The 20756-nt window shown below is 36.4% G+C and carries 17 protein-coding genes; 2 read left to right on the forward strand and 15 right to left on the reverse strand.

The genetic code is table 11. The features are described from left to right. Positions 1–289 precede the first annotated feature (289 nt). From ACESMA_RS19455 to ACESMA_RS19525, 15 genes are all read right to left on the reverse strand, one after another. On the reverse strand, positions 290–1156 hold the full coding sequence (locus ACESMA_RS19455; RefSeq protein WP_372950537.1) for an alpha/beta fold hydrolase: 867 nt from the start codon (positions 1154–1156) through the stop codon (positions 290–292). Positions 1157–1223: 67 nt separating this feature from the next. Further along, positions 1224–2468 carry a dipeptidase gene (locus ACESMA_RS19460; protein ID WP_372950538.1) on the reverse strand — a complete coding sequence of 415 codons (1245 nt, stop codon included), beginning with the start codon at positions 2466–2468 and terminating at the stop codon, positions 1224–1226. A gap of 206 nt (positions 2469–2674) precedes the next feature. Further along, the gene (locus ACESMA_RS19465; protein WP_372950539.1) at positions 2675–3283 is read right to left on the reverse strand and encodes an L-2-amino-thiazoline-4-carboxylic acid hydrolase; all 609 of its coding nucleotides are present in this window, start codon (positions 3281–3283) and stop codon (positions 2675–2677) included. A 230-nt stretch (positions 3284–3513) separates the two neighbouring features. After that, a complete protein-coding gene (locus tag ACESMA_RS19470; RefSeq protein WP_372950540.1) occupies positions 3514–4344 on the reverse strand; it encodes an alpha/beta fold hydrolase in 831 nt (276 codons plus the stop codon). Positions 4345–4351: 7 nt separating this feature from the next. Beyond that, positions 4352–4822, reverse strand: coding sequence for a YybH family protein (locus tag ACESMA_RS19475; RefSeq protein WP_372950541.1), 471 nt, complete (start codon positions 4820–4822; stop codon positions 4352–4354). Positions 4823–4941: 119 nt separating this feature from the next. Then, a complete protein-coding gene (locus ACESMA_RS19480) occupies positions 4942–7476 on the reverse strand; it encodes an SMP-30/gluconolactonase/LRE family protein (protein ID WP_372950542.1) in 2535 nt (844 codons plus the stop codon). A gap of 463 nt (positions 7477–7939) precedes the next feature. After that, the gene (locus ACESMA_RS19485; RefSeq protein ID WP_372950543.1) at positions 7940–8983 is read right to left on the reverse strand and encodes an aldo/keto reductase; all 1044 of its coding nucleotides are present in this window, start codon (positions 8981–8983) and stop codon (positions 7940–7942) included. A gap of 111 nt (positions 8984–9094) precedes the next feature. Continuing rightward, entirely contained in the window at positions 9095–9616 is a 522-nt protein-coding gene (locus ACESMA_RS19490; protein ID WP_372950544.1) for an ester cyclase, read from the reverse strand. Positions 9617–9648: 32 nt separating this feature from the next. Then, positions 9649–10230 (reverse strand): flavin reductase family protein, encoded by a 582-nt coding sequence (locus ACESMA_RS19495; protein ID WP_372950545.1) that lies wholly within the window; start codon positions 10228–10230, stop codon positions 9649–9651. Positions 10231–10241: 11 nt separating this feature from the next. Then, positions 10242–11063 carry a hypothetical protein gene (locus ACESMA_RS19500; RefSeq protein ID WP_372950546.1) on the reverse strand — a complete coding sequence of 274 codons (822 nt, stop codon included), beginning with the start codon at positions 11061–11063 and terminating at the stop codon, positions 10242–10244. Positions 11064–11192: 129 nt separating this feature from the next. After that, positions 11193–12650 (reverse strand): DUF6503 family protein, encoded by a 1458-nt coding sequence (locus tag ACESMA_RS19505; protein WP_372950547.1) that lies wholly within the window; start codon positions 12648–12650, stop codon positions 11193–11195. Positions 12651–13012: 362 nt separating this feature from the next. Further along, positions 13013–13522, reverse strand: a complete 510-nt coding sequence (locus ACESMA_RS19510) for a hypothetical protein (protein ID WP_372950548.1) — start codon at positions 13520–13522, stop codon at positions 13013–13015. A 47-nt stretch (positions 13523–13569) separates the two neighbouring features. After that, positions 13570–14064, reverse strand: coding sequence for a hypothetical protein (locus ACESMA_RS19515; protein ID WP_372950549.1), 495 nt, complete (start codon positions 14062–14064; stop codon positions 13570–13572). Positions 14065–14143: 79 nt separating this feature from the next. Next, a complete protein-coding gene (locus ACESMA_RS19520) occupies positions 14144–14893 on the reverse strand; it encodes a TonB family protein (protein ID WP_372950550.1) in 750 nt (249 codons plus the stop codon). Between the two features lie 228 nt (positions 14894–15121). Then, the gene (locus ACESMA_RS19525; protein WP_372950551.1) at positions 15122–17218 is read right to left on the reverse strand and encodes a helix-turn-helix domain-containing protein; all 2097 of its coding nucleotides are present in this window, start codon (positions 17216–17218) and stop codon (positions 15122–15124) included. A gap of 671 nt (positions 17219–17889) precedes the next feature. Here ACESMA_RS19525 and ACESMA_RS19530 point away from each other — a divergent pair. Together ACESMA_RS19530 and ACESMA_RS19535 are read left to right on the forward strand one after the other, a co-directional pair. Then, positions 17890–20007 (forward strand): helix-turn-helix domain-containing protein, encoded by a 2118-nt coding sequence (locus tag ACESMA_RS19530; RefSeq protein ID WP_372950552.1) that lies wholly within the window; start codon positions 17890–17892, stop codon positions 20005–20007. A gap of 139 nt (positions 20008–20146) precedes the next feature. Next, a partial coding sequence (locus tag ACESMA_RS19535; protein ID WP_372950553.1) for an MBL fold metallo-hydrolase occupies positions 20147–20756 on the forward strand: 610 nt, incomplete at its 3' end.

Below are 20756 nucleotides of genomic sequence, written 5' to 3' on the forward strand. Positions count from 1 at the left end.
CTTCTTTTTTCATTACTGTGCAAATTTAAATTAAACAAAAAAATACCGGGGGTCGCGACCCCCGGTATTTTCATTTACACAGTTTATGAGATAGTGCTTTCAAATTATTCGACCCTAACCAGAAATCAATTTAGATTAAAACGATGAAGATTGTAATTAGTAAATTTTTCGTTACGATTCAGCATTTGGTGTTTGTTTGGTAGAATTTGAAATTACCCTTGCCCATTTCCAATTTCCATCATGATCTTTATTAAAAATCCAGACATAGTTTATCTTTTATTGGCGGTAGTTAAAATTTACTGTCTGGTCTGGTAAATGGTTCATCTAAGAATTTATTTACTGTCTTATTAAACAAGTCTGATTGTCTGACCGGGGCAAAATGTGTTCCGCCTGGAATTATCCATAATTGAGCATTAGGAATATTTTGGTACATTAACACTGTATGCTCATCTCTTATTAAATCCTTATCACCAGCCACAATTAAAACGGGTGATTGAATCTTTTTTAATTCCTTCAGCTCTATATCAGGCTGTTTGTCCATCATATTCATAAGTTGATAAATAGAATACCAATCATTTGAAGTGTCTTGTGCATTTATCATTTTGCTTGCTTCCAATTTTGTATTTACTATCCAGTTTTTTGTCCATGGAAGCAGCGCTGTGGTATCTGGCCATAAATTTGCGGCCATGGCAACGATTTTATTTACGTGTTCAGGGTAATTTATACCCATTAATAAACCAATAATTCCTCCGTCACTCCATCCAATAATATGGCATGAATCTAAATTAAGGCTTTCTATTAGTGCTATTAAATCAGCAGTTATCAAATCGTAAGTCAGCGAATCAGTATTCATTTCAGATTTCCCTCTGCCCCTGCAATCCGGTACAATTACATAGTAATGTTTAGAAAAATAGCTTATCTGATGGCTCATTTTATTAATGTTGCCCAGGTTACCATGTATTAACATTAATGGCTTGCCATTTCCGTAAGTCTCATAATATAAGTTTGTTCCATTTACCACGATATATTTTCCAGCCTCAGGATTGTCTCCATATGGGATATCAAAATCACTTTTTGATGGACGTTGTGCTATCGTTTGTTTGGAAATAATAAACGTAAGCCCTATTATTAATCCAAGTATAAATTTTGCCCTCATTTTTTTATTTTAAATTCTTATCAATAGATTATGACATAGTTTTTTAAAAAATTACCACAAACTTATTTTAAGAACCTGCAATTTCAATTATTTGATTCCAAACCCTCAGGAAGTTACCTGATAATATCTTTTTTATATCATTTTCTGAATAACCTCTTTTCAGTAATTCAAAAACTATTGTTGGATAACTTGATACATCGGGCAAATCTATTGGCTGTGATGGTCCCATCCCATCATAATCAGAACCAATACCTACATAGTCAATACCTGCTATCTTTATTATATGTTCAATATGATTAACCACTTGTTCTGAATTTGATTTTATTTGGTGTGTTTCCCCATATTTAAGAGCAAATTCAATTCCCTCTTCTGAATCCATATCGATTCCATTTGAATGATACCAGTTAAGCAAATAACCACAGTTTTTCATGCATGTTGAATCGAGGAACATAGAACACAAATTAACCATAATAACCCCGTTTTTATTTGCAATGGCTTTTATTAAAGTATCTGATAAGTTCCTTTCCAAACCGGGTGTAAAATGGCAGCATGATGAATGGGAAGCAATTATTGGTGCTTCAGAGTAACGTAAAGATTGAAAGACAGTACTGTCTGTTGAATGTGAAATATCTATCATTATGCCAAGGCGATTCATCTCCTTTATAACTTCCAGGCCAAACGGACTTAGCCCATTCCATTTTCGGTTTTCATCAAAGTTGGAGTCACTTATTTGATTTGTCTTATCATGATTAAGCGTAATATATACAACACCTCTGTCCTTTAAGTTTTTCAGATAACTTATATCGTTACCAACCGGCAATCCGTTTTCAAGGCACAATGGCAAAGAGAGCAGGTTATTTTTAAAATTCTCTTTAATATCATTGGGGTTTTTGGCTTGAGCAAATTTATCCGGATATATTATTGTGTAATTATTTATCAATTCTATAATCGAATCAACCAAAACACGACTCTCGTTAACATCTAAATCAGATTTTATATAAGCGACCGATAAAGCAGCATTCAGACCACCAATCTTAGCTCTTACTAAATCAAAATCTCCTTTTGTGGTTCTCATTGAGATATCCTCTGGAAATTGAAGATGTTTATCCGGCCAATCAATGTGAGAATCCAAAATAAGATTATTCTCACAAATCTTGAATGCTGTTTTCAATAATTCATCATCTGATTTATCTTTCAGTTTGATTTTACATAAAGGAAGAACGCCAATTAAAAGAATGGATGTAATAATCAGAAATGTTATTCTTAAAATATGTTCTCTTTTACTTCTAATTCTGCCATTTAATATTTTCATCTGAATATATTGTATTTAATATTTTGTATTTCAATAAATTATGATATACGTGATATGATTCCCTTTCATGGCCCGATGGAATTCTCATGAGCAATTTATTTATTTTCTTTTGTGATTGCCAAATCATAATCGTTTCATAACCATAAATTTCTATAAACGACTTACTGCATGCAGCCAGTGCTGTCCAATAATAATATTTAAGACTCTTAACCTTCCCAACTATACCTGTGATCACAACAGTCATGGCCTTCCATAAGGGTTTTTGTCAGTTCCAGTTTTAATTTAGGGTTAAAGGCAGTCGCACCTGAGATGTCTCCATGACAGATTGTTGCATAACCGATATCACCGGCGTTCTTAGCAAGAAAGGTTTTTGCCCAAAGACAATTTGTTACTTTGTGCTGATATACTTTGTCAGTAAATTCTAACACCTGTATGTCCAGGCGAATTTTATAATTTTCACTTTTCAGTATCGGATTAATAAAATCTTTTAAACACGTAGCCTCTAAGTTTGGAATTCTCTCAGAATTACAATCATCAGTTGCATTTTTCAACATAGATATAACCTTATCCCTGCCAATATAATCCGCAAATTTCTCCATACGCTCAATAAAATATTTAAAACGATAATTAAATAATTCCTCATGCGTAATTTTGAGTTCAGTTTGGATTCTCTCAAGGAATTGCTGGTCTTGATTCATTGGTGAAGTTGTGTTAGCCTTTGACAAATTAGGGCACCCAAAGCAAATCATCCCTCCGGCAGGGATTACAGTTTTTAGAAAATTCCGGCGACTTTCTGCAAATTTTGATGTTTTCATACTGTTGGTTTTTAATATTTTACATTAATTATGCCTCATGTAACGGTTGTTAATCAGGATCATAAAACTTCCCTTACTATTCTAAAGAACTCGGTTGGCTTTTCAATAGCAGTAATTTGTGTTTGAGTCAAAGTCTGAGCATTCAATACATTGAAATCAATGCAGAATAAAAAGATGAAGATTGCAATTGATAAGGTTTTCATAACTTGTGTTTTTTATAGGCATACATATCACTTCCATTTTCCTTGTAAAAATTCATTAAATGCTTTCAAAGCAACATCAGACCAAATAGATTCATCTCCCATAATGCCAATTGGGGAGTGTCCTGTATTCGGAACTATCCATAGAAATGAATTTGGAATTGCCTTAAAAGAACTGACTGGTATATCGATCGGGAAGAAAGCATCCCGATCTCCGTGAATAATCAGTGTTTGGCATTTTATGGTTGAAAGATATGGAGGTGTAAAGTTCATATCATCATAATTATCTGCCATTTTTCTGAACTGGGTAATTAATTCTCTATACTGCTCCTCACCTCCAGGATGGTGTGATTCCAGAAAAGACTTCAAACCATCACTAATTGTCTCGTATGAATAATTTTTTTGTATTGATCTACATTCATCCGGGAAGTAGGATGTGGATCCAACCAGGATCATGGCTGTTAATCGGGAGCTATCCATTGTGGCCATATGAGTTAGGGTCATAGCACCGGAACTATGCCCAATTGCTTTGAAACGATCGATCTCTAACTTATCCAACAATCCGAACATATCCCTGGCAGATAATGCATGTGTATATACTTTGGATGGATTGGTTGATCTTCCATGACCTCGCAGATCAGGAACTATAAGTTGATATTCCTTCGAGAGGTCTTCAATCCAGGTTGACCAGTTCTTATGACTTCCCATGAAGCCATGTAGCAGTAAAAGTGGTTCCCCACTACCGTAAGTTTCATAATAGATTTTTACACCATTGGTTTCAACATATTTCCCATTCTGGGCATAAACGCCTGTACAACAGAATAGGGAGCAAATGACTAATGAAAAGAATAAATGTTTCATATTGATTCTAATTATTGTGATAAGCATTCCACTCAAATGGCCAGGTACCTGTTTCGGAATGTTTTAATATGCACATTCCCTTTCCAGTCTGGGTAATTGTATCTCCACCTGAAAGAGGAATCATTTGTTGTTTGAAAGTATAACTTGCAGCTACCCGGTCTCCAACAATTCTTATATCAATGAACTTGAAATCTTCGTGAAAATCGTATGTTTTGTAAAGGTCTGTGACAAGTGTTCTTATCCAATCTTTACCATATAGGATTGGCTCATCTGGAGAGATGGTGATTAAGTCTGTGGCATAGTATTGAAGAATACCTGCGATATCTTTTTTGTCGATTGCAGTTCGATGATTAGATTCAAATGCACGCAGCTCAGTCTCGACAACTTTTAAGTCAAGATTAGTCTTAGGTTCAGGTCCAGAGCAACTGTAAAAACACAGTAAAAGGACAAATGCTGAAGTAATTGAAATAGTTTTCATAGTTGTATCAAATTAATTTTGGAATGCAATTTTATCTTGTATATGTCTAAATATTGATTTATCATCAGTCCTCTCATTTTTTTTGTCAGGTTGTTTACAACTTTTTCCCGTCAAACTGTTTACCGTTTTTCGATAACATTAAATCCTTCCTTTAGTGTCTCAATAGCATAGACACTTTTACCCCCTGCGATAAACAGAGTACGATTATATTTACCTGTCCCAAAGCACAAATTGGTAGCTTGTGGTACTTTTATCTCAAACATTTTTTTTCCACCAGGAGAAAAGATACCAACCTTGTCACCGAGAGCAATATATAAATTGCCTTCCTTATCGATTGTCATTCCGTCCGGGCAAATATCTGCACCAAAGTCAATCAGCTTACTTTTCAATTGCAAACTACCATCAGGCAGTAAATTATATGCGAATACTGAACCCGATCCAGTTGGCCGGACGCCCTTATAATCATTTGGCAGGAATGAGGTATTGCCATTTCCCGGGAAATTGCAGTTTGCTACATATACCGTTTTTTGATCGGGTGAGACCATTATTCCATTTGGTTGGTCAACATTTGAAGCCAACAGATGGACAGAATTATCTTTATCAATTCGGTAAACACCCTTGACAGGTTGGTCAATTGATTCATATCCAAAATAGCGTGGATCGGTAAAATATATTCTCCCTTGCTGATCAATGGCAAGATCATTAGGAGAATTAAACGGTCTCCCATTGTACAACGCCGCGAGGATTATACTTTTGCCCGTCTTCATGTCTGTCTTTGTAACTTTTCTTCCGCCAAAGTCAGCACCTTCACAAGCAATCAGATCACCATTGGAATCAAACATGAGTCCGTTTGACATTCCACTGGGGGATCGATAGACTTTGGCTTCATTGCTTTGAGGATTAAAAGTCCAGATGATTCCAGCTTTCATTCCAGGGAAGGAAGTAAAAGCTATATCAGAAAAAAATAAAATTCCATCTCCTGACATTGTTGCCCCTTCTAAAAACGTCTCACCACCGGAAAACACTTCAGTCAGTTTTGAATTCGGATGAATAAATTTTGACTCAGAAGAAGAGCTCTGAGCTCCTTCAGTATCATCTTTTTCGATAAACTTGTGGATCTCGTTAGCTGCAACATTCAAATATTCATCAACATTTCCTGAAGGCCATCTGATGATCAGGGTGTCGACCTGTGCTGCATCCCCGAGGCCAAAATGAACCCGGGTTGAATTATAGGTTGCGTGGCCACTCATAGGTGTTATTTCCCTGGTTTGCATTATATGCTGACCATTAATTGCAGCCTTTGCTATGATGCGGGTTCCAAAAGCAGTTTTGTTTGATGAAGTACCTTCGAGGTTCAATATCAGCCATGAATTGTCATTCCCTTCATTCATACAAAGGGTGTTACGCCCATTGTTGGCCCATGAAAATCTTACCAGCAACACATCCAGGAATCCATCGTTGTCAATGTCTTCGAAAGTGGCTGTGTGAGAACTTTCTGTGGCAAGCGTGTTATTGTAAACTTCTGAAAAAGTCCCATCGCCATTATTTTGCAGCAGTAAATTATGTTTGATTGGTGAAACATGGCCAAAATTTCCATTTTTTTCTATAGTAATGTATAAATCAAGATCGGCATCGTTATCCAGGTCTCCCCATACCGAGGATACACGATGTGCATCGCGGTATCCGGCAGGTTCGATTATATGTTTTTCAAATACCAACTCACCCTTGTTTTCAAACAATGCACCGGAAATACTATTCGCAGGACTTTTATCAAAAGAATTTAATACATATAAATCCATATCCCCATCGTTATCGTAATCTAACCAATTAATGCTCGGAGTCATAGCCAGGTCCTGCACAATAATTGCCTGGTCCGATTGCCTGATGAACCTGCCGGAACCATTGTTCAGAAAGAATTCGTTTTTAGCTTTGATACTGCTTCCCCCATAAACATTAGTGTATCCAATATACAAATCAAAATCCCCGTCATCATCAGCATCTCCCAATGCAATACTATGTACCACAGCACTTGAATCCTGGCAGGGAATATTCAAATCTCTATAATCGACAAAGTTGCCAGTACCGTCATTAGCGTAAACTCTGCTGCTATCCTCATGAAATTGAATGATGTCAGGAAATGAATCATTATCCAGGTCAAAAAGGACACTTGTGAAACCAAAGAGCTGCTTTAAGTTTTTTAGAGATTCAAAGTTACCGTACCCATCATTTTGATATATAAAATAATCTGTACCGATCCAGTCAGCGTTAATCAGGTCTTGATCTCCATCATTATCGATATCGCCAAAAGGGCCGGGTAGTCCTACTGTTAAGCTTTGAAGGGTGTATTCGGTATTCGTTACCTGAATAAAATTTCCATTCAACTCATTTTTATATAACAGGTTTGGATGATTAGTATAGCCCATACCCGAAGAATTTGTGATTATCAAATCCATATCGTTATCATTATCCATATCAAACCATCCACTGGCTACATGGTGGCCAGTGCTTGTGTATATTGCACCAGTATCAATAATGGTGAATTCGGGAAACTGGGCTTGTGAAACAAATGACAATGCCAGTGTGCATTGTACCAGAATCAAGGTGATGTAAATTTTTGTTTTCATTTGTTTTGGTTTTAGTTGTCTTTTATCCATTTTAGTAATTTTTTGTCAAATAATTCTTGTTCCTCAACATGTGGATAATGACCACTTTTATCAAAATTATACACGTTTAATGTTGGTAATTTATTTATATAATCACTCCACATGATTTCAGGAACCATAAAATCAAATTTCGAAAGGGATAGAAAAACAGGCGTCTTGATCCTTTTGACATGCCTGAATTCACTGCGAGGGTGATCAGGTTAAGAAATATTGATGTCAGAATAAAGATGATATCCGTTCGGGTATTCTGTTGTAATTCTGACGTGATGTGTTTGTGTACGTGTTCTATCATGATTTTTGCCTTTTTTAATATACTATAATTGAGCAACTTACCTTATTAAATAGTAATGTTCCGAAATAAAATATTTCGGCGAAAGAAAACTTGTTAGACTGAATGAGGATAAACTTCATCCAATAATTTCCGTTTGTGTTAAAAAATTTTGTCATGCTCGTTTCATATTATTGGTTTTTGAATGTTTGATATATAATCTTGCTCCTTATGCAGTATCAAATCAATCTCCTTCATTTGTTCGCTGGTTAGCGGTCCGAACTGCATTGCCCCTGCGTTTTCTTCCACCTGTTTAACGGTTTTAAAACCGGGGATCGGAATGGTATTTTCACTTCGGGCCCAAAGCCATGCAAGCGCTCCCTGCGCCAGGGTGCGACCGTTACTTTTGAGGATGTCCCTTATTGCATCGAGTTTATCAAGTAATTTTTTTACGGGCTTGCCTTCCGAGAAAAATATATGGTATTCATCGGCAAAATTATGGAGTATAGACCTGACATCGTCTTTTGGAAGATTTGTTTCAGTTGAAAACTTGCCGGTTAGCAGGCCCATTGCCAAAGGTCCACGGTTGATGCTGGCAAGGTTTTTTTCTTCACACAACTGAAGTATGTTTTTGTTACCCACAAACAAATTGAAAATCTGCTGAATTGCAGCGCAGTTTTCACCTTCGGCAAAAAAGGCAGCCCGTTCAAAATCATCGGTACTCCACCCGTAACTTCGTATTTTTCCGGCTTTTACCAATTCTTCCAAAGCATCGCGGGTTTGCTGTGCTTTGTCCATTGGGTATTCACCCAAATGTAACTGGTACAAATCAATGTAATCGGTTTGCAGCCGTGAAAGGCTGTCTTCAACGGCTTTGCGGATGTATTCAGGCGAACCATCACCCTCCATGCTGAGAATTTCCCGGCTTCCGGGTTCGAAGGTAAATCCAAATTTCGTGGCAATAACCACTTTATCGCGTTTGCCTTTAATGGCCTCACCAACCAGTTTTTCAGAATGACCGGTCCCGTACATATCTGCCGTGTCGATAAAATTAACACCCATTTCCAATCCTTTTTCTAGTGCTTTTAACGATTCATTATCGTCAACTGTGCTCCAGCCAAGTGGCAATCCCTGCATGAAAATGTTGCCGCCAATTGCCCAGCATCCCAAACCCATTGGGCTGACTTCAATGCCGGACCTGCCTAATTTTCTTTTTAAAATATTTTTCATAAATTATGATTTTAAGATTTATAATGATTCATGTTACGTCAATTAAAAATGAGAAACAAGAATGATTTATGTGAATTTCGCTGCTGTTTGTTTATGTTTCAATATAATTGTCTATTTCTTATTTTCTACAGGCTTGAGTTCCATGCCTAGTTGTTGCATCATGCCTAAAGCGTCATATTCACTCCACCATTCAACTATTTTGCCATCCTTAATTTGCCAGAATCCAGAAAATGTTGATTTAATCACATTCCCGTTTGATTGAGTAGCAATAAACTCTCCCCGAAATGCTACTTTGTTTCCATCTGCAATAATATCATAAATTGGTTGTTCAAAGTTTGGAAAGTTCTTCATTGAACTTGCATAATGATCTACAAGGCCCTCCATTCCCCTTATTTCTTCTCCTGGAAGGTGTAATATGTAGTCCAATGAAATGAATTTTGTAAGAAACACAGCTAAATCATCAGGCTTGGTTTTGCAAAGTTCATTAAAATAATTACTGACGAGTTCTTTATTATTCTCTTCAAGTTTTTCCCTCGATTTCAACTCATTCAATTCTGCTGTTGTTTGTTTGTCCTGACAGGATATTCCTGCCAATAAAATAAGAGCAAATAATGTCCAAAATAAATTTTTCATGATTTCTGATTTTAAGATTTATAACTAATTTTTTACCACAGATTCCAGGCAGTGATTAATTCACAAATTTGAACCTGGTTGTTTTTATCAATGTATTTTTCCGCGAATTTGCCGTCAGTCATCACATCTTCGTTCATCAATACGGCAACTGGTTTGGCCACAAAAACGGTATGGTCGCCAGTCGTAATCTGGTCGATAACTTTACATTCAATATTCATAAAGCACTCTTTAATCATTGGAGCTTTAATCTTGTTTGATTGCATTGGTGTTAACCCGGTTTCGGCAAACTTGTCCACTTCGTTGCTGTGCGTGGTTCCTACCTTAAGTATGGCTTCGGTAAGTTCCGGGATTGGAATGTTTAACCCAAATTCTTTGGTTTCGTTAATCAGCGCGTGGCAGGCACGGTAAGAATCTTCGCCTTTTTCCCCATTTCCTATTGATGCCGTTATTAAAAGCGGTTCATGAGAGGTAGGCGCCACCCAGCTAGCGGTAATTATGCCATTAATGAATTTTTCGGAGTTGCAGCAGGTAAGCATTACAACCTGTCCGTTGCTTAATAACCAGGAGAGTTTCATTACATCTGGCCCTTTTAAATCAAATTCTGTTTTTTTCATGATTTTTATGATTAATAGTAAGTGTACTCTCTCAATGCAACGATGAATGGCTTTTCGTTAACAAATGACACAGCTTTCGTCCAGTTTCCGGCATCGTCGTATTCATATTCGTACCGGTTTGTTTCTGATTCTCCATTGATTTTGCTGTAAACTTCCTGCGTTTCACACGAACCTTTTTCGTTGTAGGTAAAGTTCATTCCCATTCTTACAGTGTCGTTTCTTGAAACCGTATATCCTGCCAATTGGCCGGAAGAATTATACATCCATTCATATTTACTGGTTGGTTCCCCTTTAAAATTATAAAATTGGAGAGTTTTGTAATTCCGGTTTTCATTCAATTCCAAAACACCACTGCTTCTTAATGTATCAGTTTGCGGGTTAATAATTTTCCACCGGTAACTGGTATCATTTATTTTCGTGATTTCCTGTTTCCCTGCAATTGAATCTCTTACAAAAAAACTTGCATTCACCGGGTAGCCTGCTTCATTTTTTATAATCCACGATTCATACGGGTCATCATTTTCATTCAAATGAATTACTTTTTCAGCAAGGCCCGACTCATCGAACTGAACCATAAAATCAGCAGTCCAGCTTAACGTGTCGCGCGCAGCAGTGTTGAGCCGCTGGCCGGCTTCAATTTTTCCGTTTTTTTCTAAAGGCCAGAAATTTGTTTCTTTTATTTCCTTCACCTTTTTATGAACAATTTCAGGCATAAGTTCATACGGAGTAAATAAACCAATTACAGTTGTTTCATTTGGTTTGATAGCTGTTTTTTTGTCAGAACATTGCATAAACAGGGTTGCAATGATTAAAAACGCAATTAATTTTTTCATCTCATTAGAATTTTTTATTTCGTTTGTATTCGATGGAACTCTCGATGAATTTTAATTCTTCTTGTTTGTGAATATTAAGAATGAAAATTCATGTTCGGTTCATAATTTTTGGATTTTAAAAATTTCTCTTTAGTTTACCGGAATTACTGTATTTATGCTACTTGAACCGTGTTCTCCTTGAGCATTGTATAAACAAATTATATGCGGAATTTTGAGTCCGTTAATTGATATTTCACCTGAAAGTACTGCCGTAAACTTTGTGTTTTCGTCAATCATCCAGTTATAACCTCTCAGGCAAAAAGTTGATGGATCGATATATAAAATTGACGTATTTTCGAATATTGGATCGATTACCTTTTCCGGAACTCCTGTGAAAGTTAATGCATAACAATCCCTCCCGTCAAATTTTACAATTTCAGCTTTTTTCGCGACAGTCATACCTGCCGTTTTAAGTAGCATGGGCATTCCAAAATGACCTAAATGTTGATTTTTATACCAATTAATTCCTGAACTGGAGAGGCCCCAATTATCTTTAATTTGTTGGGAAATAATGGTATCATCATCGAGGCTGAAAAAGTGTTGACCTTTGTTTATTCCTCTTTTTATGGTTCCAAAATTCTGGTATGCAGTACTTAGATAGTAATCGTTAGGCTTGTCAAATTCAATGGTTTCGGTAACAACATAATTTTGGCCTAAAACCGTAACATGGTGCATTTTACCTTTATAAGTATCCCAAACTCCTGTTGGATCATGGTACTGAATGCTTTTTTCAAGAATTTCTTCCGCAGTGAACGAAATTTCTCCATCCGTAATCAGTTCTTTTTCCATCAGTTCTTTTGCCTTCATGGCTTTTTGATGACTCCAGGCGTTGTCGAGTTCATACGCCTTCATAAAACTTTTGTGTGCATTTTTGTAATCTTTCACGGCCATAAAATAGTCGCCTTTCGAGTCGTACGGATTGGGATGGCCGGGAAAAAGCTCAATGTATTTGTTGAATGCTTTTTCAGCGGCTTCAAAATCATTCATCCGCAGGTAAGTGTAGCCAAGCATGTTATAAACCGGTGCCGGATTGTTCGTTATTTTCAAAAGATTGTTGTACGTTGTTGCGGTTCCCTTTAAATCGTTTACAATGCCCTGGAAAGCGGCCAGCATAAAATAAGCCACTTCATCTGTGGGGTAAATTTCCACCAGGTTTTCACCCACATCGGTCACATCTGCTTTCGGATTTTCGTTCATTCGCCGGAGGGCGGTTTTCAGCAGCATCTCACCTTTGCTTAATTCGGCTTTGCTGTTTAATGCCTTTTCAGCATGTGCTTTAAAAACATCCCGGTTCCCGAAGTTCAAGTTGTTAAAAGCAAGAACAAAGTGCCCCATAAAAAATCCGGGGTCTTCATTTAGCGCCTCCTCAAGTAACTGATGCGCTTTTGCAATTTCAGCATTTTTCAGATTCGACCAGGCCTGGTGGTAAAGTTTCACTGCTTTTTCAGAAGAGGAAGTAACGGGGATTTTTTCATTCTGTGCCGTTGATAAGAAACAAGAAACCAACAGCACAAAAATGACCAAAAAAGTTTTTTTGATTTTTTTCATTGCCTGAACTTTTTAGCTGATTATTAATATTAGAATTTACGGCAAAAATTAAAGCAATACATAGCACGTATGTTGCAAAAAGATTAACCTATGTTGCAAATGTTTGCACTTATGTTGCAGGAGGTGTTTTTTGGGTTTTTGGAGTGAAAAATTCATGTTGTGCTGAAGAAATTAATTTAATGCGCGTGAATTACAGCTAAAATCCCCTCCATTCTTTTGAATTATTTTCAACTCATGAAATGAAGGGGAGAACTGTGTTTTTTGAAACCCACAGAATTGATTCAAAATAACAGAAATTCCGGCACAGTTGATTTAAATCTTCATACCTTTCCCTTCTGCATTTTTACCTGATAATAAATACCTTAATAATCACTCTGCGGACAAATGCTTTTTGTCAACACAAATGTCTGTGCTTCATAATCCAGTTCAAAAAAATTCATTACATGAGTACCTTTATTCCCCAGTGCATGAACGTGATAAATATTTGAAGTAAGCTCAAAATTTTCATCGAACGTTACCCTGGTTTGGTCGACTAATTTAAATGTCTCACCTGTTGCTTCACTTGTCAGTGTTCCTTTGCAATGCAATATCGCCCATACCATTTTACCATCAATAAAGTGTGCGGTTACATGAACGGTAATTTCTGATCCGGGAACATCTTCCACCAGAATATCAACCGTATCTCCGTCACATATTAATGGCGCATAATATACCCAGCCTGGGAACATTTCTTGCATTTCAAAGTTGATGGTTTTAGAATTGGCAGATTTCAACTGGTTTTCAGTCATGTTTTCTTCCTGAAATTCATCGGTTTTTGAGCATCCTGCAATAATGAGAATAACTCCAAATAATAAAACAGATAGTGTTTTCATAATCGTTAATTTTTAGTTTAACATGTCTTTAGAATTGAATGATTGCATTATTCATTATTCCCGGGACAATTACCTTTTATCAGTTCAAATGTCCATGTCGCGAAATCTATCTCAAAAAACATAATTACATGAGTACCTTGGTCACCTCGTGCGTGTGCGCGAGACATAATACTTGTCACTTCTTCATTTTGGTCGAAGGTAATTTTATCAGTCTCATTTATTTTAAATGTCTCCCCAGTTAATTGACTTGTAAGGGAGGCGTTAGCATGAACTATTGCCCAAGCAAATTTCCCATCAGTAATGTGAGCCGTTACGCGTGTAATAATACTTTCGTCACCATCTTCCACTTCCAAATAATCGACAGTTACACCGTCGCAAATTACTGGCAAAGTATATCCACCTATAAAAAACATTTTGAAACTTCTGTTATCGGCAGATTTCAACTGGTTGTCAGTCATATTCCCTTCCGGGAAATCATCGGTTTTTGAGCATCCTGCAATAATGAGGATAACTCCGAATAATAAAACTGTTAGTGTTTTCATAATCGTTAATTTTTGGTTTTACATGTTTTGTGGAACTGGTTTCATTCCGGAACAATTTCTAAATTTTCAAATCACAGGTTTATTTTTCAAGTGTGGCCATCATTTCGTTATAGCCTTTTAACGAAGTCAGTTCTTCTAAATACGGACTGGCATCAAAGCTGCCACCAATTTTGTTAATCCTTTCCCAGTCAGTGCGGGCTTCTTCCATATTCCCATTTTCGTAGCGGCAAAGTCCTCTTAAAAGCAATGCTGATTCATCATAGGGCAGGTACTTAACGGTCAGGTTATAATTTCTCAGCGCTTTCTTTAAATTGTGTTTTTCCAGAAACAAAGCATTTGCTTTGGCAAAATATGCTTTGGCCTGTTTCATAAAATATTCTCTTGGTTTGTTGTTGCACCATTCACAGTCAGCTACAAACATCATGGAAACTTCTTTTTCCATCTGAACAGGGTTGCCATTGTTGGAGCCCGGTTTCCACATGCCTTCGGTGGTTTTTATTACCCGTATAAATTCTTTATCCAGTTCGCGACAAACACTGTTGATAACATGGAAATCCGTTAACCTGCCATCAGGCTGCACAACAAACTGAACGATTCCAGTACCCTGGTCGCCACATTGTTTGGCATGAGCAGGATACTGAAAATATTCAGCAAGGTATTTGGCCAGAAAATTGTCCTGGCTATCGGGTTCATCAGGAACAATTTCTACTCCGGCAAAAACAGGAGGAGTAACTTTTACTTCAGAGATGTCCACATTTTTGTGGAAGATTTGTCCCATAGCTGCTATGGGTAAAATCAAAACTGCGAGAATAAAAATTTTTGTTTTCATGGCTTTGAGTTTTTAATTGTTAAACATAAATGAAACTAAAAATTGAAAAACTTTTCCATGAATAAAATTACAACCTACAGGCAGGCAGAACATATCAACTATGTTGTAATCATTTAAAACATGATTGAAATCATTAAATCATGTTGCATGGGTTTAAAAGGGGTTGCATTGAGGGAATTATTGAAAACACTATTTAAGATGTTTATTTGATTTAAAGAAAATTAATTGCTAAACACCGGATGCCAAAAGCAATCCTTTCTTTTCGAGGTTGTCCTTTATTTTTTCGTGATTTTTCCGAAATCTCTTTTTAATTTTTTTTAAAATTCTTTTGAACTCCGGCAAATTACGAAAATTATCATTTATCGGATCGTCTTCTATAACACGAATGATCCAGTTTGGGTAATTTTCCTCTTTTGAAAAAGTCTTCAACTGTTCGATCGCATTTTTAGAATCCCCGATTAAAAAATAGTACTGAGATAAGTGAAAGCTTTTAATAGGTCCCTTAATACTTTTTGCATATTCAAAATATTTTTCCAAAAATTCTTGAGCTTTTTCGTCTTCCTTTCTTTCCTTCAACATTAAGGAAGCCCTGCCAAAGAAACTGCCACTTGCAGGCATTCCCCCAAACTTCATAAGATAGCGATAAGCGGTTTCAAAATCATGCAACATGTAATAAGTGAGCCACAGCCAGTCTTTTACAAATAGGTTTGTTGAATCCTTTTCGATGCTTTCATTTAACAGCATAATGGAGTGCTGATACCCTTTCAAGTCAGTCACAATTTGAGATTTATGAGCAATGCCCATGGCATAATTAGTATCAATTTCAATGGCTTTGTTTATATAAATCAAAGCCTCCTCTAAAAACCCTGAGTGTCTAAATGCAACAGCTAAATTAACATAATCATATTTTGTTATACCCACTCTGCTATTTTCAGGAATTTCTGAATGAATGACTCTGAGCGCATATTCCAGTTGTTTCTCATTATTACGAAAAGGACTAATACCCATACTGGCTTCATAAATACGATTAAGTTCCCTCAATGCCATCAGCGAATTTGGATTGTATTTCAAAGCCTGTTCAAAATAAGAAATTGCCAATTCGTTATCTCCTTTGTTTAAGCAAGCGTATGCTTTTGCAATCATGCAGATATCATTCAAACTGTCAAGAGAAAATGCCCGTTTTGAATGCAATTCAATTTTTTCTGAAAAGGATTCGACATCTATTCCTGTTTCTTTCAATTTATAATAAGAAACAGCCATTTGTGCATTAGCTAATGCAAAGTGATTATCGTATTTTAAGGCTTTTTCAAATAAATAAATTGCCTGTTTCAGTTTATCAGTTTGGCTTTCCTTATGCCAAAACCATTGATTGAAACTGTCCATTCCGTCCCAGTAAAATTGCAACGCTATTGGATTATTCGTTATAATCCTGGTGATTCTTTCATATACCAGAGGTGTCATTTTAACATTCAATTGTTTTAGCAAAACCTTTGTAAAATCCTGAACTGCAATCTGAGCATTTGAATAATCAAGGTTAACTGAATTGGTAGAAAGCTGAGTATTTTTGTTCCCTTCAATAAGATTCACATTTAACTGAATTTCACCATTAAAAACATTGAAAACCTGCGTTTCAACTATGTATTTAACATGTAGCTCCTGTGTAATTTTCGGGATTGGCTTATCTGAGTTTAAATATTGCCTAAGGGAAGGCCATGGTTTTGGATCAATTTCATTTACTAGACTAAGGTTGTTAATCACATTTTGAATGATTTGATTTAAAACATTAAACTGACATGAGTCCGACAATTCACAACTCGCGGGTAACACAGCAATACTTATTTTTGGTCCGCTTTTTTTAAAGAAGAATGGATTAAATACCTGGATAAAAAAGAGGGCAAATACCAGAACAAAAATAGCAGAAGTAATAATAATCCATCGATTTGCGTTATAGGAAATCTTATCCCGCCCCGGTTTTTTTATATCAGCTTTTCCACTACCAATTTTTCCCGGTGGATATCCAAAATAATCGTGAAAGCTTTTGATGAAATAAGACGGGCTTCCAAATCCCACTTTGTATGCTATTTCAGAACCTGTAAGATTCCCCTCTTCCAACAATTCTTTTGCTTTTTCAAGCCTTACCTCCCTGATAAACTGGCTGAGTGATTTATTGGAAATGCTTTTTAACCTTCGGTGGATATGCGAACGGCTCAACCCTGTTTTTTGTGCCAGTTCGTTTACCCCGAAATGTTCGTCGCTCAGGTTGGCTTCCACAATTGCAGTTAAACGCTTAAGTAAAGCCTGATCTTCGTGAGTATTTACAGCCATGTTTAAGTTTATTACTTACAGACCAGTATTTTTTTTAGTATAAAATACGAATAATAAAGAAATTAAGCTGCACAATTCAGGGCGAAAACAACTTCAGCATCTATTTTATCAATTTCTCCTTTTTGCAGTCTTCAAGTTAAACCAAATCAAAATGCAAAACATAGCAGTTATTTTGCAAAATGTTTAAAATATGTTGCAAATGCTTGTAGTTATTTCTAACCCGGATTATTCACAAATAATCCCTATCTCCGATAGCGACTAAGATTCAGTAAACCTTTTTTTAAAAATTCAACTTCATCTATGTCGGTCTGCCAGTTGGCGGATGAACTTAATTTATATTTTTAAAATTTATGAATAGTTCAGGCTAAAAAGCATTTATTTTAAATTTTTGAAATACAAATACCTGGTTGTTGAAGAATTTTTACAGAAGATAATTTTTAGTTGAATGAAAACATCAATTGCGCAAATCCTCTTCCACAAAATCAATTTTTCCTAAAAAACAGGAACGTGTTGGTTTAAAAAGAGATGATCTAAAAAAGAAAACGTAAAATAAGGCTGAAATAAAAAAATTAGCTCTGAATATCAAAAATTAGTACCACAATTTAAACACCAAAAAATATTCGTAACTTCCCGTCATAAAGTAAGATAAAAGCTTTATGTAAAGAACCAAAATGACCGTTACATCTAAAAAAGGGGAGGATTTTATCGGGCAACTTACAGAGGTAATTGAAGCCAACCTGAAAAATGACCAGTTTGGGGTAAACGAACTGGCAAAAAAATTGGGTATGGAACGGTCAACCCTTCACCGAAAAATCAGCAAAATTGCAAATGTTTCTGTAAGTCAGTTTATTAGCCAGGTAAAACTTAAACATGCGAAAGAACTTTTACAACAAACCTCGCTTAGTATTTCAGATGTTGCGTTTGATTCGGGTTTTCACAGTGTAACCTACTTTTCGAAATGCTTTCACGATTATTTTGGCTATTCGCCGGGAGAAGCAAAAAATAGAAGTACAGAACCCGTTTTAATCAAGGAAAAGTCTGGAATTTTAGAAAAACAAAAAATCGCCCTGGTGGCCTCCATGTTCATTATTTTCATTTTGATTGTTTTATTTATCTTTCATGAAAAAATAAATTTGAATCTGTTTTCAAAACAGCCAAAAGAGCTGGAAAAAACTGTGGCCGTTTTGCCCATCAAAGACATTAGCCAAATAGAAGAAAATGAATTATTTCTGAGCGGATTAAGGAACGAAATAATAAATAACCTTGGAACTATCGAATTTATCACCTTGATTTCTCCTATAAAATTCCTTGAAGAGGAAAAATCCCACAACCCCATTCAATGGGCTAAAAAACTGAAAATCAATTACCTTATTGAGGGAACCTCTCAAACCATCAACAGAAATATGAAAGTAAGGTTCCTGATGACCAATGTTATTACGGGAAAAATTGTTTGGTCAGCATTATTTGATAGCGACCAAACCAGCGAAGATCCGTTAATCTTTCAAAACGAAATTTCGCAAATTATGCGCAGGGAAGTAAAGGCTACATTTTTAAATCAGGATATATGGGCACCGCAAACAACAAGCAATTTAGCCGCAAATAAAAGTTTTCAAACGGCAAGTCATTATACAGATTTATATGCACTCCAGCCCGAAAGTGTTGCCTATCGCCAACTGGCTTTTCGGTATTACCTGGAAACCATCAAACACGATCCAAATTTTCCAGTACCTTATACAAGAATTGGCTGGTTTTATAACGACATGAGTAGAACGAACGATGTGTTCCTGTCTGACAGTTACCTTGACACTGCGCTGATTTGGTATGAAAAATCTGAAAAAGTTCATTTTAACGGTTTTCCCGGAACACATCTCAAGAGCCAGGTAATGTCGTTAAAAGGAGAATTTGATGAAGCTTTAAGAATTATAAAAAAAGGAATTGATAAAATTCCGCACGAGCCTTCTTCCTACAGGCAGCTCGCTTTTGTTTATGCCTGCAGGGAAAACTACTCGAAAGCAGTAGAATCCTTATTTTTTGCTTTAGAATTACGTGAAGATCCGTACAGCGATATTTGGACCAACAGAGGGCTCAGCACCTATTTTAATGCTGTCGGATTTACAGAAGAAGCAGAATCTTTTATGCAGTTTGTTCTGAATATCAACAATGACTCAGTTGAGTTTATCACTCAAAAAGCCTGGTCGCTTTATTGCAACGGAAATCCCGAAAAAGCGGTGAATTATTTGATGGAACTATACAAAAAAGATTCTACCCAGATAAAAGTGAATCAGTATTTATTCATTTTCAACTTTATGCTGGGCAATGAAAAAGAAATTGAAAAATTTGCCCAAAAAGTTGAGGGGACCTATTATTTTGATGCATTTCAGCCTAACCCAAAAGGTTGCCTTGGTTGGTATTACCTGCATAAGGGACAAAATGAAAAAGCAATGGCATATATAAATGCCGAAATAAAACGAAACCAGGATTTGAATTCCATACACAACTACCAAAGTAAAAACTATTCCACTTCGCATAATCTGGCCTGTTTGTATGCAACGATCGGAGAAAATGAAAAAGCGCTGGAATATTTAAAAACATTAACGAATAAAGAGTTTTGCCCGGTTTGGTATATCACGTCACTAAAAACAAACCCCATGCTCGACAATATTCGAAATACTGCTGAATTTCAGGATGTTTTAAAAAATCTCGAACAAAAATACCAAAATGAGCACCAGTTGGTTGCCCAATTTCTTCGGGATACAGAAAAAGAAAAACATTTCCTGGAACATCCGTAAATCTTCCAAATCAAGCTCATTGCATCATAGTTTAAAAAAATACCTGAAATTTTAAAGGATTTGCAACATAGCTGGTTGGTTTTGCAACATCGTTTTCCGGAACTTTAAATCTGAAAAATGAACGATTTATAAAAGGAAAATGAAACGACTTCCTCAAATTTTCACCCTCAAATTCGGAATTAACCGGTGCTACATTATTAAAGGCGACAAGGTTGTTATGGTTGATGCCGGACCTCCCAACAAATTAAAATCGTTTATAAAACAACTTGCCTCGTTTAACATCAATCCGAAAGAAATAAAACTGATTGTTTTAACCCACGGCGATTTCGACCATATCGGTTCGGCAAAAGAAATTAAAGAGATAACCGGAGCAAAAGTGGCCATACACGAAAACGACCGGAATTTTTTGGAAGAAGCCTGTTTTAACTGGCCTCCCGGTGTTACCCGCTGGGGAAAAACTTCCCGGCTCCTATTAAAACCCTTTGCTCAAAAGATAAAAATTCCACACCAAAAACCTGACATTGTTCTTTCGAACGCTGATTTTCCGCTCGGCGAATTCGGCATCGACGGAAAAATAATTTACACTCCCGGGCACACGTGGGGTTCGGTGAGTGTGGTTCTCAATTCCGGCGATTCCTTTGTGGGGTGCATGGCTCACCATGGTTTCCCTTTTACTCTCTCCCCAAATTTGCCCATTTATGCAACAGATTTGGAGCGGCTTAAAGAAAGCTGGTACATTTTGCTGGATC

Origin of the sequence: Mariniphaga sp. (genome assembly GCF_041687215.1) — a bacterium.
Lineage (GTDB): Bacteria > Bacteroidota > Bacteroidia > Bacteroidales > Prolixibacteraceae > Mariniphaga.

What these genes read in the sequence shown, in the direction of transcription:
- ACESMA_RS19455 (WP_372950537.1), bottom strand. Translation starts at nt 1,156, where the DNA reads ATGAGGGCAAAATTTATACTTGGATTAATAATAGGGCTTACGTTTATT.
- ACESMA_RS19460 (WP_372950538.1), bottom strand. Translation starts at nt 2,468, where the DNA reads ATGAAAATATTAAATGGCAGAATTAGAAGTAAAAGAGAACATATTTTA.
- ACESMA_RS19465 (WP_372950539.1), bottom strand. Translation starts at nt 3,283, where the DNA reads ATGAAAACATCAAAATTTGCAGAAAGTCGCCGGAATTTTCTAAAAACT.
- ACESMA_RS19470 (WP_372950540.1), bottom strand. Translation starts at nt 4,344, where the DNA reads ATGAAACATTTATTCTTTTCATTAGTCATTTGCTCCCTATTCTGTTGT.
- ACESMA_RS19475 (WP_372950541.1), bottom strand. Translation starts at nt 4,822, where the DNA reads ATGAAAACTATTTCAATTACTTCAGCATTTGTCCTTTTACTGTGTTTT.
- ACESMA_RS19480 (WP_372950542.1), bottom strand. Translation starts at nt 7,476, where the DNA reads ATGGATAAAAGACAACTAAAACCAAAACAAATGAAAACAAAAATTTAC.
- ACESMA_RS19485 (WP_372950543.1), bottom strand. Translation starts at nt 8,983, where the DNA reads ATGAAAAATATTTTAAAAAGAAAATTAGGCAGGTCCGGCATTGAAGTC.
- ACESMA_RS19490 (WP_372950544.1), bottom strand. Translation starts at nt 9,616, where the DNA reads ATGAAAAATTTATTTTGGACATTATTTGCTCTTATTTTATTGGCAGGA.
- ACESMA_RS19495 (WP_372950545.1), bottom strand. Translation starts at nt 10,230, where the DNA reads ATGAAAAAAACAGAATTTGATTTAAAAGGGCCAGATGTAATGAAACTC.
- ACESMA_RS19500 (WP_372950546.1), bottom strand. Translation starts at nt 11,063, where the DNA reads ATGAAAAAATTAATTGCGTTTTTAATCATTGCAACCCTGTTTATGCAA.
- ACESMA_RS19505 (WP_372950547.1), bottom strand. Translation starts at nt 12,650, where the DNA reads ATGAAAAAAATCAAAAAAACTTTTTTGGTCATTTTTGTGCTGTTGGTT.
- ACESMA_RS19510 (WP_372950548.1), bottom strand. Translation starts at nt 13,522, where the DNA reads ATGAAAACACTATCTGTTTTATTATTTGGAGTTATTCTCATTATTGCA.
- ACESMA_RS19515 (WP_372950549.1), bottom strand. Translation starts at nt 14,064, where the DNA reads ATGAAAACACTAACAGTTTTATTATTCGGAGTTATCCTCATTATTGCA.
- ACESMA_RS19520 (WP_372950550.1), bottom strand. Translation starts at nt 14,893, where the DNA reads ATGAAAACAAAAATTTTTATTCTCGCAGTTTTGATTTTACCCATAGCA.
- ACESMA_RS19525 (WP_372950551.1), bottom strand. Translation starts at nt 17,218, where the DNA reads ATGGCTGTAAATACTCACGAAGATCAGGCTTTACTTAAGCGTTTAACT.
- ACESMA_RS19530 (WP_372950552.1), top strand. Translation starts at nt 17,890, where the DNA reads ATGACCGTTACATCTAAAAAAGGGGAGGATTTTATCGGGCAACTTACA.